The sequence below is a fragment of the Schlesneria sp. genome, assembly GCF_036405755.1.
Classification (GTDB): Bacteria; Planctomycetota; Planctomycetia; order Planctomycetales; family Planctomycetaceae; genus Schlesneria; species Schlesneria sphaerica.
The window spans coordinates 1-14,954 of sequence record NZ_DASWWZ010000721.1; the positions used below are offsets into that span (position 1 = coordinate 1).

Sequence of the window (14,954 nt, forward strand, 5' to 3'; positions counted from 1 at the left end):
GGGAGTCACAATCTCCGCCAAGCTCATTTCTCGCTCGATCGAGTCGCTGGTCGAACTGACATCCGCCGCCGAAACAATGGCGATTGGCCGATTACCCGAACGGGTCATTCTCGAAGCGGACGACGAACTGAGCGGCCTGGCGAATGCCTTCAATAACATGGTCCAAAGCGTTGATACCCGCCTGACGGAATCACAGCGGACCCAACAACGGATCACGCGTGAGAATGAACGACTGGCGACGATTCTGGAGGCCATGGTCGAAGGCGTGATCGCCATCGACACGGACCAGCGGATCCTGCTGGCCAATTCGGCCGCCATTACCCTGCTCAACCTCAAACCATTCGATGTCGTCGGTCGCCGTACCTGGGAATCCATTCGCCTACCACAAATTCATGATCTCATCCGACTGACGTTGAGTGAAACCCGGCTTCAACAGCGGATGGAATTTGAAGTCCCCTGGACTCAGTCCATTGTCGCTGTAGTTGCATCACGCTTGCCGGGAACCCCCTGCCCGGGAGCAGTTCTCGTCCTGCACGACGTGACCGACTTGCGAAGACTCGAAAACCTGAGGCGAGAATTCGTATCGAACGTCTCACACGAACTCAAAACTCCTCTCTCAACAATTTCCGCGTGTGCGGAGACGCTGCTCGACGGCGCACTGGAAGACGTTAATTTCGGACGAACTTTCGTTACACGGATCTTTGAGCAGTCAGGGCGACTCGGCGATCTGATACAGGACCTACTGGAGCTGGCACGTCTTGAATCTGGTGAGCACGTATTCAACGTTGATTCCGTCGAAGCCAACGCCATCTTGAAAGCCAGCACGGATGCCCATCTCACGATCGCCCAGGCCAAACAGCTGACGCTGACAACATCCTGCACTGAGAATGAAGTTTGGGCTCAGGCGGATGCGGAAGGTTTGCGTACCATCGTCGACAACCTGATCAGCAACGCAATTAATTATTCATTGCCGGGTGGCGTCGTTTCTGTCGAGTCGCGACGCGATGCAGAGTGGATCTATCTGGAGTTCAAGGACAAAGGCGTTGGTATCGCACAAGAGTACCAGACTCGTATTTTCGAGAGGTTCTACCGGGTTGATCGCGCCCGTTCTCGTGAAGTCGGTGGAACGGGCCTGGGTCTCTCGATTGTCAAACACCTCTGCCAACTCTTCGGCGGAAGCATCAAAGTCGACAGTCAGGTAGGACAGGGAAGTACGTTTACGGTGCAGCTTCGAGCAGCCGAGGCTCCGCACGCTGCACCCGAAACGCCTTCCATGTCCCACCGGGAACTCGCATCAAAATAGCGGGGCACGTCCGCACTGACGGCGAACCACGGCCCACTGACCCGAGTGCATCAGCCAGTGACTTCCCTGAAGTTCGTACATCGCACCGACGGTCTCCGCGTAGTGGACTCCCGTTGGCTTATCCAGATCCGCATCTGTGATCTTATCCAGAGCGGCCAGGGTTGCTGCGCGGACAGACTCAAACGTCGAGAGCAATTGCTCCTTGGAATGGAAGTCAGCCGGGTTATCGCTCTTCGCAGTTTCTTTGGTGTATTTCTCTGCAAACCCCGCAGGCAGCTCTGGCATTGACCCCGGAGCGATCCCCGAAATCATCGAATGCTCTGACGAGATCAAGTGCCCCAGTTGCCACTTGATGTGATTACACCCTTCACAGGGGCGTTTCATCAGTTCCTCCTCGGTCAAGTCACCGAGGTACCCCATGCAGACAAACTTCGCCATATTGATTGACAGTTTCAGCGCTTCTCGACCATTCATAGCGGTCACTTTTCTCCATGAAGTTACATTTTGACGAAACCAAGCCAATCATCGAACAGGAACTGCAACCGCATCGTCAGCAGTGTGATTCGTCCCATCACGGTCAGGGCAAATGAAGCACCGAAGCTGATCATCAGAACCCAAATCCCAAAGCGGGACAGACGTCCAAACAGTCCCTTATGCTCAACGGAAAAGTAGAAGTAGCACAAACTGGCGACAACACTCACGACGATTACAGCATTCTGAACAGATTGTTTCCAATCAAATGCACCCTGTTCAGAAAACACGATCAGCGGCAGAATCGTGCTGCGAACCTGCTGAACAAAATCCGCGTTCAGGAACAGCAGCAGTTTCAGTCCCGCCGTTGTTCCCACAACGAAGGCAAGCGGCCAGCGTCCTAACCATGTGAGCTTGGGGATCCAGCGGCAGAATACGAGGCCCCCCAGAATGACCGGGATCACATAGCCATAATCCGGCAGAGTTTTCGGTGGGATGTCGGGTACGAAAGCGTAGGACGCCACGTCCGGTGCCAGTTTAACGAGAACCTTGGCAACCAGCACTTCCCAGAAATTCAGTACGATCCAGTACCCTGCAGAAACCCCGACAATGATCGACTCTGCGAGCTTGTAAAAAAGATTGTCCCGGTAGAGGTACGAGAAAATGCAGAGCGTCAGCAGGGCCGCTGTCCAGACGCCAATCGTCCGGGATGGACTCCACACTGCATTGATCTGATCTTTCGCCGCTTTGTCATACCGGACACTTTTTACCATGTTTCCCGAGTCGACAGCCTCGCCTGCCTCCACGGGGATAATGTCTTGAGTTCCGGGATTGATCTGCCCGACGACCTCGACCGGGACAACATACTTCTGACCGACTCCCGCTTCGGAGTAGACGGCTCGAACGACCAGCGCCAATCCCCCCGCCAGAAAAAGAAATGTCCAGATTGCAGTTTCGCGATGATTCAATTTGCCCTCCTTGAATAGCGATTTGCAAAGTGGATTCCATTTCCCAACACGATCAGAGCGATCATCAGGCGATGAGCCCATCGCTGAGGACCGCCGCGGAGACTGGCGGGACGCATTCTCATCTCTGCGTAAGGGACTGGAGCCTTGGCAGCCAGCATCGTTTCATACTCGTTGGCCCCCCGGATCCCGGTCACCAGGCCGATCAGTTGGTCGGGGTAGTAAGGAAACATCTGGGTTGATTGAACACCGGTGCAACCCGCCGCCAGTGGGATCCCATGTGGCGTTCCCGCATATTGCACCCATTCTTTCGCACCGGGGAAGCCACCCGACGTATTGATGATCAATTGCATATCCTTCAGGCTTGTCACTCCGTTCATGATGGGAAGACCATCCAGGCTGTTCCCCTGAACGTCTTGTGAGCGTGCTTTCCGGATATCTGATGTCAGTTGATTGATGGCGACCGCCTCCCCCGCCAGATAACCGAGGTTCACATAGTCTTCACCGTAGCGGTAGGGGTGGTCTCCAGACCCAAATTCTGTCTGGATCACATTTTTGATTGTCGTGTCAATCATCGGCAGTGCCGTGCCCCACAACGTCACGAAAAAGACCTTGTGCTTTCGCAGGCAGCAGTGCCTGGTGAAGGCCAATGCCATCGGCGAAAGCTCGGCCGATGAATTGGGATCAAAATCCAGAGCCATCAGGATGCGAGATCCTTCCGGCAATGCCTCGACCTGGTCGAACAGACGCCGCGTCGGAGTCGACGGGGTCTCATCAGATCCGACCTGCAGCAGAATCGGAGCAGCGACTGCGATCGCCATGGCCAGAAAGATCCACCGACGGTCGAGTGAATTTAACTTTTGCAGAAGTTTGGAAGTCACTCATCCCCTCCCAGGTAGGTTCGATCCTGGCCCAGCAGGATTCGCAGTGAGGTTGCAACAACTCCTAAGGCGACGCCGATCATGATCGCCCGCTGTCCCGCAGTCACAAAGGTCTTGCGAATGAACTCTGTCAGATCGCCGATCGGGACGTACGGTGCAGTTCCGTCTGAGGGTGCAGGCAGAAACAGTGACGTGATCTCTCGATCTTTCGTCTGCCCCACCAGCACAATCAGGGCCGTGACCAGCAGCAACACCGCTTCGACATTCTTGGCTCGGAAAGCACGAAATGCGGCGGACGCAACATAAAACGCCAGCATGGCGAACATCGTCGCAACGATAGGACTGAACAGGTACTCGTACATCCACCAGAAGGCACTTCCTTCCTGCTGAAATTGACCCGACCAGGGTCGATTGAGCGACTTGACCGACTCGGGTACGACCCCCACCTTCAGCAAACCGACAACGACCGTCACGGTGAATGCGATCAGCGTCACCGCCGAAAAGCCCCACCCCGCTTCACGGTCGGAAATTTTCTTCAAGTGGTGCAGACAAAGATTGGCACCGCCAAACAGCATCGCGATGGTGGCAACGATCGTGTACCACTCTTCCGCAAGCTGTCGCGAGGACAACAGTCGAGGGGAAAAATAGGCAATCATCATCACCCATCCTGCCAGGACGGCGATCAGCACGGGAATAAACTTCGACATCAGCCCCCCTTCAGAATGAGATCGGTGATCCAGTACGTCCGGCGATGCGCGGCGGAGTCGGTTCCCTCCATGGGCCGAGGCGAAATCGAATCCCATGTTGCCAGAAGGCTGCCGACAACGATCAGGACAATCGCAGCCAGCTTCCCGAAATCCTGTCCCTTCAGCATCCCGAGTTGAGCAGGCTCACCTGATAAGTAGGCCGAAGCTGCAAACAGTTCCTCCCCCAGCAGCGTGTAGTCACATGCGGCGACGAAGAAGGGAAGTTGAGCCGTCTCCGCAGTGCCAGCGATTTGAATGGCACCGACGGCATTACCCGTCTCCGCGAGAATCAGTGATTCTGCATAGAACTTGCCGAGATAAAAGCAGGCAGCCGGTTTCTCACGATACATCCAACCACACACCGATGCGACGTAACCAAACTGCTCGTCAGTGACATAATAGACATGCTCTTCGTTGAAATAGTCGGGCCGGCCTGCAGCTAATGCGGCCCCCTGCACGGCTTCCCTCGCTGCGGTCATCACGAGTGCGCGTGTCGTCGGAACTTCCAGCGGCGTGTCATACTCAGCCGCCACCTTTGCCACACTCGACAGGACTGTCAGCCCGGCGACGGTGTCAATTTCGTTGATGTCCTGAATGCCCGGAACGAACAGCATGGGCCGTCCCATCTCGGTCGAGCGCCCTACGGCCTCTTCAATGGCTCGCAGACCCGCTATCGGACGGACATAGAACGGGCTACCGTGTCGCGCCAGTTCCGTGCAGACGATCACCGTCGTGCAGATCCCGACCGTCAAAAAGAAAAACGGAATTTTGGGAAGATCAACCAGTCGCTGCCCGGCAGGGGGATTCTCTTCTGCCACCTCCTCAACTGTCTCTTCGGTCTCGACGACGGATTCCTGTGCTGTCAGCACCGGGGTCGCGACGAGTCCTGTCAGTGCTGTCGCCAGCAGGCTTCCCAGCAACAGCAGGAAACGAAGCGGCAGTCGGTCGAACGTTCGTCGCCGCCGACCAGGGGAAGGCTGTTTGAGGCGAGGGAATTCTTTCACGGTTTCCATGTCTTACCCCTCGATCAATTCGACATTGGCACGCGGGACTGTTACGACAGATCCATCCATGAGGCTCACCTCAACAACTCGAGCGAACGATTCAGACGCCAGTTTGACCTGCTCGTGCGGCAGCTTTGTCACCTTGCCAAGAAGACCGAAGTACGGCTCGCGAATCACGCGGATTGGCGAACCAATCTCAAGACGTCCCCCTTCCTGCATCTTTTCACCGGACGGGGGCTCCAGTCGATTCTTGAGGGGGATAATGATTTCAGGTCGCATCACCCCCGCCCGAATTTGGGTAGCGCCATTCACGCTTGCGAAGTGCCCCGCATGAGAACTCAGCAGCTCGAATGTCCGGCGAGCCATTGCGATGTCGCCAAACCCCTCGGTAATGATGACCGTGATTCCCAGCTTCTCCGTGCCGGTGACCGCGACACCCAGATCGTAACCGAGAATCTCACGCAGGTCGTGATCATCGATCCCACCGGCAATGACCGCAGTCACTCCAAATGCAATCGCTTTCTGGACGGCTTCACCGGTGACCCGTCTCCCACCCACAACGATCCGACCACAATGTTTCTGCTGGATCGATTCCTCCGTAAGATCTTCGTCAGGCGAATCGGCAACAAGCTCTATGTGTCCGTATGCTTCGCCCCCGATTCCGAAGATCCCCTGCACGACGGCCACATCGGCTTCGACGACCACACCTTCATTCGGAATCACCTCGGTCACTTCGCCAGTCAGGTGCGCGAGGACTTGCACAGCGATCGGTTCGCCGCGCAGGATGACTTGCCCCGTCACCTTCGAGATCGACTCAATCGTCCCCCCCATCGGCGAAGGGAAATCGGACTGAAAGAATCCGAAAAAGCCTTTGGACTTCGCCAGTGCCTGCCCCTGCGACACCTTTTCGCCCTCTTCACACCACATCACCCTGGTGAGTTCCGACGGCAGAACTCCGAGCCGCTTGGCGAGATTAAGAGGCATGGCATCGCCCGGCAGAAAGGTCCTGGCGACCACGTCCTGCGCGTTGACGTGATCCCCCACTTTGACGACCACATCACCCGGGACGGGCAGCACCCTTCGGCATCGCCAATGCCGACCGCGTGACACTAACAATCCCGGAGTGTACGCTTGAGCCATGCTTGTCTCATCCGCTTATGGAACACGTTTTTTCAGATCGTCTCAGACCAACCCGAATACATCAATCGACATCTATGGAACTTGCGGCAAACACTCAACGACTCACTGCCTGCAGGTTCCGGCTATGTTCCCTGTGGCATGTTCGGAACAAACGTGTCCCGGCAGTTTCAGAGTTTGTTCTTCCGTGAATGCCGGGCGATTGAGGCGGTTTTACTTTCAATCTGCGAGATCAATCGTCGGTCGGAACTTTTTAACGGGCGATCGAGATACCCTTTCAAGAACTGAAGTCGCTCCCGCGTGGATGCCGTTGCGGCCGAGAAATTGAGCTGAGCAAGGTCCTTGACAATCCATCGCTGGGCAAGCGGCCGTTGCCGCTGAACCCTCCCCAGATCGATGATATGGATCAATTCAGGCTGAGATCGGGACTGCATCAGATGTCCCAGATAAAAGTCCTGGTGATGCATTCCTTCCGAATGCATCTGCCGGGCGAGCCGGGCGACATTGCGGAGGATCTGAGTCCGTTCTGGAGGTGTCACCGGCCATTCACTGTCCACTGCGAATCGTCGCGAGAGCTTTTCACAGTTCTCGAGTGACTCAGTCACAAGGAAGGAGTTTGATCCCGATTCGCCCAGCGCGACGGGAACCATCGTGGGAATTCTCGCCGCGTGGAAGGCAAGAATCGCATTCCACTCGTTTCGCGCGCCGAGGATCGGCCAGGTCAGACGCAGCAAAGGTTTGACATACTCTTTCCATGACGATCGCGAGTGCCGTTTGATGTAAAACTTGCGTTCGCTTCCCTCGTCGTTCAGGGAAAACGACAACGTGACACGGTCGGTCCGCAGGTTTTTTGCGATCGCCGCGTTGGCCGTCTCTTCCCAGATGCGGTTGAATGTTGTCCAGCCATGCCGCTGCAGCAATGGTACAAACGCGCCATTCACGGTCAGGCGGCCTGAATCCCAGGCTTCCAGTGCAAATCGAGTCAATCCGGCGTCCTTGCTTGAATCGGGATACGATCTGGCGGTGGCAAAATTTTGTTCAGCTCGGTCGAGCTTGAGAAAATCTTAGAGGAATCTCTGAAAAGAGTCACCCTTCTCATTAGGGGCTAGGCAGTCCTGGGAATCTGTACTTCCTTTCGCGTCCCCAACGACCTCAGGAAGACCAAAACACTTCAAGCACATCCGCCGGTCGGTCGATCCCCACAAATGCCTGTTGGCGGAAAGAGGGAACGCGAATGAAGTCTGGATGGATCTCGATTGCCGCGGCGATGTTCACACTGGTCTCGGGCTGTCAATGCTGCCCCTGGTTCGACCATTACGCCAATGTCGTTGATGACATCAATGACACGCACCTCTACGTCGACCGAATCTACAACCCTCGGTTCGACCTGACTCGTATGGGTAAGCCCGATTGGTGCAGTCCGCTGAATTCACACTTCTGCCGACGCTGCTGCAATAACGGTTGCTATGATCGGTACGACGACTGCTACCTCTATCCCCCCGTGACTCCCTACACGTTCCCGAGTCAGGTGATGCCACCACCGACGATTCGCACGAAGCGAGAAGAACGGAACATCGACGTCCAGATGATGGACGAACTGAACCCACTTCTCCCCGGGGAAGATCCACTTCCGTCACCGTCAAAAACCGAATCGGATCGGAATAATCCCCCCGCTCCGACCCCAATGCCGTGATCGAATAATGCTCGACGCGATCACAGTACGCCGGCGCTCGTTCGAGTCGCCGCCGAATCAGTGCGAGAACGAGGGTCACATTCCTTCAACACTCGCACCGTCGGCGTCGCGTAGAGCGATTCTGTCTTTCGTGCGGAAGCCGAAGAGGAATCGTCATTTCGATTTGTGGGAATTTCGACACAGCCATCTGCCTTCGTAATCATCCACAACGAAAAAACGAAGCAGAGACGTCGTCTCGCAAAACGGCCAAACGTGGACTTGGAACGTTCGCGAGTCCCATCGCCAAGCGCGCTCACGTGGTCACAACCGCGACGTCGCCAGTTTCGGCTGTTGATAGAATATGTCAATACGCATCCGCCAGCTTATCGCTGACAATTGGAAGGTCGCAGGTTAGTCTCGATCTTGAAGTGGCACCACGAGCGGCACATCGTTCCAGAGAACGCGCCGCCGTACGAGCAGCACCGCAGATTCGATCATTCGCCCAGCAGCTCTTTCGCGATCCGCTTCAGCACGTCGCTTTCGATCTGGCGAACTCGTTCCCGGGTGAGTCCAAGTGTCTCACCGATCTCCTTCAGCGTCTTAGGCTCGGAGTCGTCCAAACCAAATCGCATTCGCACGATCGTCGCTTCACGCGGATCCATTGTCTCGAGAATACGGTAGACGTGCTTCAGGTTGTCCGCATCCAGCATATCATCATCAGGAGCACGCGTACGCTGATCCGCGACCATGTCACTCATCTGCCATCCACCCTCGTCATCATCCGTCTGAGGAATGGACGTGTAGAGCTGGATGGCTTCCTTGACGATACTGAGCTTCTTCTTGGGAAGCCCCAGTTCCTTCGCCACTTCTTCCTGGGTCGGCGGTCGCCCTAGTTTTTCGTCCAGTTGGGCAGTGGCGCGGCGCCACTTCGTCAGCAACTCGACCATATACGCAGGAATCCGGATCGTCTTCCCGGTGTTAATCAACGCACGCTTGATCGACTGTTTGATCCAGTAGCTGGCATAGGTACTGAACCGCGTATTCATGTCCGGATCGAAGCCCTCAACAGCCCGAAGCAGGCCGAGGTTTCCTTCTTCGATCAGGTCCTGTAGCGGCAAGCCTTTATTGGTATACGCGCGGGCGATATTCACAACGAGCCTGAGGTTAGCACGAACCATTCGGTCCCGGGCGGCCGATTCACCGAAGGCTATTCGTCGTGCAAGATCCTTTTCGTCCTCTGCGGTCAGTAGAGCAGTTTCGTTGATCTCTTGAAGGTAGGTTTCAAGGGGCGTTTGAGCTGCGGAAGAAGACTCGCGGTAACGGGTGATTCTGGCCATCTCAATGTGTCTGCCATTCAGGAGAGTCATCGGGACATAGACGCCACCTCCTGTGGCAAAACGATGCGGCTGGACAACAGCCCATCTCTGTTATCGGTAGAGCGCCGCGAAATCCTCTATCAGAGCTAACTCGACCGGTCGTTTCGATCAGAGAAACTTGGCAAGGGGCGCAAAAAAACGGCCCTTCGGGTGGTACCGAAGGACCGTTACTTTTTTCAAACAAACTCGCCTTCTTTTGCTTGACAGGCGAGCGTTGAATCCGATTGGCAAGGGTCAGACGACCGACTGCCCGTTTGTGACTATTCTGCGCCCCCGCCGAGGGTAAACAGCGGACCTGCGGATCCTTCTGTACCACCTTTCAGCTCTGTACGAGGCTTCGGAGGAGCAGCCGATTCGCTCGATTTCGCATCATCGGAACCGCTCAAATCAAGATTTGATTTGCGGCTGAGACCGATTTTGCGATCTGTTGAATCAATTCGCAGAATGCGAACGTCAAGCTCTTGTCCGACTTTAACGAATGTTTCGGGATTCTCGACCTTCTGGTCTGAGAGTTCTGAAACGTGCAGCAGGCCTTCGAGTTCTGGTTCCAGTTCGACGAAGACACCAAAGTTCGTGATCTTGGTGACCTTGCCGACAACCTGAGCACCGGGCTGATATTTTTCGGGGATCGTGGTTTCCCATGGATCGCCAGCAAGCTGCTTCAGACCCAACGCAATTCGCTTGCGTTCCTGGTCGACCGAGATCACCTGGCAGGTAATCGGATCGCCCTTCTTCAGCATCTCGTTCGCGTGAGAAATCTTACGGGTCCAGGACATATCGCTGACGTGCAGCAATCCATCGACACCTTCTTCCAACTCGATGAATGCACCGTAGTTGGTAAGGTTGCGGACGGTACCACTGACGGAAGCACCGGGTGGGTACTTGGCAGCGACTTCGTCCCATGGATTTGGCTGAGCCTGCTTCATGCCCAGCGAAATTTCCTGCTTGTCCTTGTTGATTCCAAGCACAACGACGTCGACTTCATCGCCAGGATTGACGAGTTCGGTCGGATGATTGACGCGCTTGGTCCAGGACATTTCGCTGATATGGACCAGACCTTCGATGCCGTCTTCCAGTTTGACGAAAGCACCGTAGGACATGACGTTGACGACTTCGCCGCGGATCTTGGTGCCGACAGGGTACTTCCCTTCGACGTTGTCCCAGGGGCTCTTTTCCTTCTGCTTCAGGCCGAGCGCGATCTTTTCCTTGTCGCGATCGACGTGCAGAATCATGACTTCGACTTCCTGGTCGATCTTCACCATCTCGGATGGGTGACCGATACGGCCCCAGCTCATGTCGGTGATGTGCAACAGGCCGTCGATTCCGCCCAGGTCCACGAACGCACCGAAGTCGGCGATGTTCTTGACCGTTCCCTTGCGCAACTGACCTTCAGTGATTTCCGAGAGAAGATCCTTCTTCATCTTCTCACGCTGAAGTTCGATCAGGCGTCGGCGAGAAACAACGATATTTCGGCGTGATTCGTCGATCTTCAGGATCAAACATTCAATCGTCTTGTCGCGATAGAATTCGATGTCCTGGGGACGGCGGATATCAACCTGACTGGCTGGCAGGAAGACGTTGACGCCGATATCGACCAGCAATCCACCCTTGATTTTTCGCAGCACTTTTCCGGCGACGACATCGCCTTCTTTGTGCGTGCTGATGACCTTTTCCCACTCGCGAATTCGGTCGGCCTTCTTCTTCGAGAGCAGAATCAGACCAAATTCGTCTTCGATTTCTTCGAGCAGAACGGAGACCTTGTCACCGGCGACGGGGGGAACTTCCCACTCGTCGATTGGGACAATACCTTCGCTCTTATATCCGATGTCGATCAGAACCTCTTCGCCTTCGACGCGAACGACGGTTCCTTCCAGAACGGCGTTGACGTCGTAACCTTCATCGCGACGGTTGTACAGGTGGTCAAGGCTTCCCTCTTCGAGGTGTTCCGCTTCAGCTAAAGAGATGTCAGCCGCCAGCTCGAGTTCTTCGTCGCTGATGTCAAATTCACGTAGTAGATTCCGATCAACCATACAATTCCCGCCGTACTGTTGCGGCAATGATCGAGTACGCCTCAGATCAACACCGTGGATCAAAGACGCGATCGTCCGCTGTCTTGAGCCAGGAAAGTGCCCAATTCGAATCTGTTGACGAATAACGACTTCGCCTTACCGCAGAATCGAAGAATGGGAAGTGTAGCAGAAATGCAGACTTTTGGGCTAGTGGAAACCGGCGCAAACTACTTCAAAAAAAGGGGATTGGTCGGAGATTTTTCAATATCCCTGACATTTTTCCATTTTGATTCCATCTCGACTTAAGTTCCGGTGGAGATTCGCTTGCACGAGCTACGTCTTCGACCGACAATTCGCCCCTCTGTACCGTTCGTGACACCATTGACGTTGTTCCCCACCAACTTCTTGCTTTAGATTGAGACTGCTTACCAAATGACTGATCCCCATGAACTGACTCGAATGCTGCAAAAGGACAACGGATCGAAGATCGTGTTGCTGGTAGGTGATGGTCTGGGTGGCTTGCCGCTCGAACCCGGCGGCAAGACAGAGCTCGAAACGGCCAATACGCCCAACCTGGATGCACTCGCCCGCCGTGGCACCCTTGGCCTCAGTACCCCGGTGCTCCCCGGCATCGCGCCCGGAAGCGGTCCCGGCCACCTGGGCCTGTTCGGGTACGATCCCATCAAGTACCGAATCGGACGCGGCGTTCTTGAAGCTCTTGGCATCGATTTCGAACTCGGCCCCAATGACGTTGCCATTCGAGGCAACTTCTGCACCCTTGACGCCGCCGGCAACATCACCGACCGCCGCGCAGGACGCATCCCGACAGAAGTGGGCAGCAAACTCAGCGAGAAACTGAACCAGATCAAGGTTCCCGGCGCAGAGGTCTTCGTTCGTGCAGGTGAAGGCTACCGCACTGTGCTGATTTTCCGGGGAGAAGGACTGGGCGGTGACGTCGCTGACACCGACCCGCAAAAGACCGGCGTTCCCCCGCTGGAACCCGTCGCCCGTTCCGCCGGTAGTGCGAAGACTGCACAAGTCGCAGCCGAATTTCTGAAGCAGGCTCGGGTTGTCCTTAAGGATGATGCTCCGGCCAACTTCCTGACCCTCCGGGGCATCGACACAATGCCTCAGATCCCGAGATTTGAGGAAGTCTACGGCATGAAAGCGGGTGCCATCGCGGTTTATCCGATGTACCGTGGTCTCGCACGACTGGTCGGCATGGATATCCTCGATGCAGGCCATACTCTGGACGACCAGTTGACCCGCCTGGAAAAGTCGTGGAACGATTACGACTTCTTCTTCATCCACTGGAAGTACACAGATTCGTCGGGCGAAGACGGCAACTTCGCTCTCAAAGTCCAGCGGACCGAAGAGCTCGATACCGCAATCCCGCGCATTGCGAAACTTAATCCTGACGTCATCGTGGTGACGGGGGATCACAGCACCCCGAGCAAGATGAAGTCGCATAGCTGGCATCCCGTGCCAGTCCTGCTGTCGGCCGAAAACTGCCGCTTCGACGGTTCGACAAAGTTCGGCGAAACGCAGTGTCGGCACGGCGGCCTCGGGCAGTTTGAAGCGAAGCATCTGATGCTGCTCGCCATGGCACATGCGGGACGATTGGAGAAGTACGGCGCCTGATCCCACAACTCTAGATGGAAAGTGAAACGGTCCTTGATGAAACCAGCGCTCCAGGTTCTTCGTGGTACTTTCTGTGTGTGTTTCCTCCTCGTATCGGGAGGAGGGACACCACCACTTTCGGCCCAGTCGGTCACCCCTAAGGAGGAAGTCACTCGATTTATCGATAACTCCCTCCTGATTGCCCCGGAATACCCCTGCACGTGGCCGACTTATCCTTTCCCCCGCTTCCAGTTGAACCACCAACGGACGATTGGCCCGGATTCGGCCTACAACATTGATTCGATCTACGTTGACGGCAACACCGGGACACAATTGGACGTTCCGCCCCATTCGGTCACACGTCCCGATTTGAAAGGGCCCAAGTCGGGGCCGCTGGGGCTGGCTTTTACGGAAAAAATCGAAGCCTGGCAGTTTGGTGGAGAAGCCTGTGTGATCGACACACGGGAACTCCTGGATCAAGCCCCCAAGGGGGTCAGTCCTCTGGTGACATCCGAGTTCGTCAAGCGATTTGAGTCGCGACACCGCCCCCTGCGATTCGGCGATGTGGCTCTGCTCCGAAGCGACTACTCTGACAAGTACTACCGCCCGTTCCCAGAAGGAACGCGGTTCATTTCGGATGTGATTGACCGGAAGGCCCCGGGCTACCCAGACCCCGATCCGGATTGCATGGAATATCTGGCAACACGCGGTGTCATGACTCTGGGGACTGACAGCGCCAGCATGGGCCCCCTTCCAACACTTGCCGAACCGACTCACTACGCCGGTCTGCGACACGGGATGATCTGGACGGAGAGTGCGACGAATCTGGGCGAACTGCCCGAAACGGGTTCGTTCTACATCATGATGGGTCCGCGTCATCAGGGAGGTCCCTACAGTGAAGGTCGCGCGTTCACGATTGCAGGAGGCGAGTTGCCCAAGCGGTTGATCGACTCGGCGAGGAACAAGCGCGCCATCGACATTTCCCCCGTGCTGGCAGCCAATCTTCCTGTCACCCATCCAGGCTTCGGCACCGGACAACATCGACAGCCCTATTTGAAAATTGATTTTCTTTACGCTGAATCGCTCGACTTGTGGCACCATGGTCACTTGATGGACGCCATGGCCGGTACACACGTCGTGCCACCCGCCTTCGCCCTTCCCAAAGCGGGCTCTCATCCCGAGTATGCCCCCGAGGTTCGTGGCTGGCTGGAAGAGTACGAACAAAAATTTGGCCCTCGCGGCACCAGCGATTTAACGGTCGAAAAGATCCCTCTGGAATGGACCTGCGGGCCCGTTCGTGTCATCGACGTGCGGTCACTTGTCGGCTCAACTGACGCCAAGTCCTGGCCAGCCAGTCCCAAAATCACCGCAGCGGTCATCCAGGCGGAAGAGCAGAAGTCAGGTCCACTCAAGCCAGGACAGGTTGTGCTGTTCTACACCGGACATCTTGACCGGCATTTCAAACCTGCTCCAGACGATGCCGGCGTCTGGGCTGATCCGCTGGCCGGAAAAAGCGAAGGCTGGCCTGTTCCCGACGCTGAAACGATCGTCTATCTCAAAAAGAAAGGGATCCGCTGCGTCGGCACTGATGCACCTGATCTCGGAGGTGTCGACCCCCGTCAGGCCCTCATGACCTATTGGGCTCTGGGTTCTCACGAAATGGTTGGTGTTGAGTTCCTGTACAATCTGGGTCAAATTCCTGGTGATGGCTACTTCCTGTTCGCCCCACTCAAGATTCGTGACTGTCACGGTGGACCTGGCCGGGCCATT

Annotated in this window: 13 protein-coding genes; 4 read left to right on the forward strand and 9 right to left on the reverse strand. The window is 55.9% G+C overall.

Translation table 11 applies throughout. The features are described from left to right. Window positions 1-1,303: HAMP domain-containing sensor histidine kinase (locus VGE80_RS23660; protein WP_440594371.1), on the forward strand; the 1,303-nt coding region annotated here is incomplete at its 5' end. Here the strand turns inward: VGE80_RS23660 and VGE80_RS23665 are convergent. The 7 genes from VGE80_RS23665 to VGE80_RS23695 all read right to left on the reverse strand — a co-directional run bounded on the left by VGE80_RS23665 (window position 1,295) and on the right by VGE80_RS23695 (window position 7,493). Beyond that, a complete protein-coding gene (locus VGE80_RS23665) occupies window positions 1,295-1,777 on the reverse strand; it encodes a DinB family protein (RefSeq protein ID WP_373651352.1) in 483 nt (160 codons plus the stop codon). The genes VGE80_RS23660 and VGE80_RS23665 overlap by 9 nt on opposite strands. A 23-nt stretch (window positions 1,778-1,800) precedes the next feature. Then, window positions 1,801-2,742: a hypothetical protein gene (locus tag VGE80_RS23670; RefSeq protein WP_440594372.1), complete on the reverse strand. Its 942-nt coding sequence runs from the start codon at window positions 2,740-2,742 to the stop codon at window positions 1,801-1,803. Beyond that, window positions 2,739-3,620, reverse strand: a complete 882-nt coding sequence (locus VGE80_RS23675; RefSeq protein ID WP_373651350.1) for a hypothetical protein — start codon at window positions 3,618-3,620, stop codon at window positions 2,739-2,741. The genes VGE80_RS23670 and VGE80_RS23675 overlap by 4 nt, the downstream gene beginning before the upstream one ends. Further along, the gene (locus VGE80_RS23680) at window positions 3,617-4,327 is read right to left on the reverse strand and encodes a hypothetical protein (RefSeq protein WP_373651349.1); all 711 of its coding nucleotides are present in this window, start codon (window positions 4,325-4,327) and stop codon (window positions 3,617-3,619) included. The genes VGE80_RS23675 and VGE80_RS23680 overlap by 4 nt, the downstream gene beginning before the upstream one ends. Continuing rightward, window positions 4,327-5,379 (reverse strand): DUF6754 domain-containing protein, encoded by a 1,053-nt coding sequence (locus tag VGE80_RS23685; protein WP_373651348.1) that lies wholly within the window; start codon window positions 5,377-5,379, stop codon window positions 4,327-4,329. Before VGE80_RS23685 ends, VGE80_RS23680 begins: the two co-directional genes overlap by 1 nt. A 3-nt stretch (window positions 5,380-5,382) precedes the next feature. Next, window positions 5,383-6,510 (reverse strand): hypothetical protein, encoded by a 1,128-nt coding sequence (locus tag VGE80_RS23690; RefSeq protein ID WP_440594373.1) that lies wholly within the window; start codon window positions 6,508-6,510, stop codon window positions 5,383-5,385. Window positions 6,511-6,677: 167 nt separating this feature from the next. Then, on the reverse strand, window positions 6,678-7,493 hold the full coding sequence (locus VGE80_RS23695) for a lipopolysaccharide kinase InaA family protein (RefSeq protein ID WP_397570721.1): 816 nt from the start codon (window positions 7,491-7,493) through the stop codon (window positions 6,678-6,680). 248 nt (window positions 7,494-7,741) lie between these two features. Between VGE80_RS23695 and VGE80_RS23700 the strand changes: the two genes are divergently transcribed. After that, on the forward strand, window positions 7,742-8,200 hold the full coding sequence (locus VGE80_RS23700; protein WP_373651345.1) for a hypothetical protein: 459 nt from the start codon (window positions 7,742-7,744) through the stop codon (window positions 8,198-8,200). A gap of 473 nt (window positions 8,201-8,673) precedes the next feature. Here the strand turns inward: VGE80_RS23700 and VGE80_RS23705 are convergent, their stop codons facing one another. Continuing rightward, entirely contained in the window at window positions 8,674-9,516 is an 843-nt protein-coding gene (locus tag VGE80_RS23705; RefSeq protein ID WP_397570722.1) for a sigma-70 family RNA polymerase sigma factor, read from the reverse strand. Window positions 9,517-9,815: 299 nt separating this feature from the next. Continuing rightward, window positions 9,816-11,585 carry a 30S ribosomal protein S1 gene (locus VGE80_RS23710; protein ID WP_373651343.1) on the reverse strand — a complete coding sequence of 590 codons (1,770 nt, stop codon included), beginning with the start codon at window positions 11,583-11,585 and terminating at the stop codon, window positions 9,816-9,818. A gap of 411 nt (window positions 11,586-11,996) precedes the next feature. On the opposite strand from VGE80_RS23710, the gene VGE80_RS23715 reads away from it, so the two are divergent. Next, window positions 11,997-13,205 carry a 2,3-bisphosphoglycerate-independent phosphoglycerate mutase gene (locus VGE80_RS23715; protein ID WP_373651342.1) on the forward strand — a complete coding sequence of 403 codons (1,209 nt, stop codon included), beginning with the start codon at window positions 11,997-11,999 and terminating at the stop codon, window positions 13,203-13,205. Between the two features lie 36 nt (window positions 13,206-13,241). Further along, a partial coding sequence (locus VGE80_RS23720) for a cyclase family protein (RefSeq protein ID WP_440594374.1) occupies window positions 13,242-14,954 on the forward strand: 1,713 nt, incomplete at its 3' end.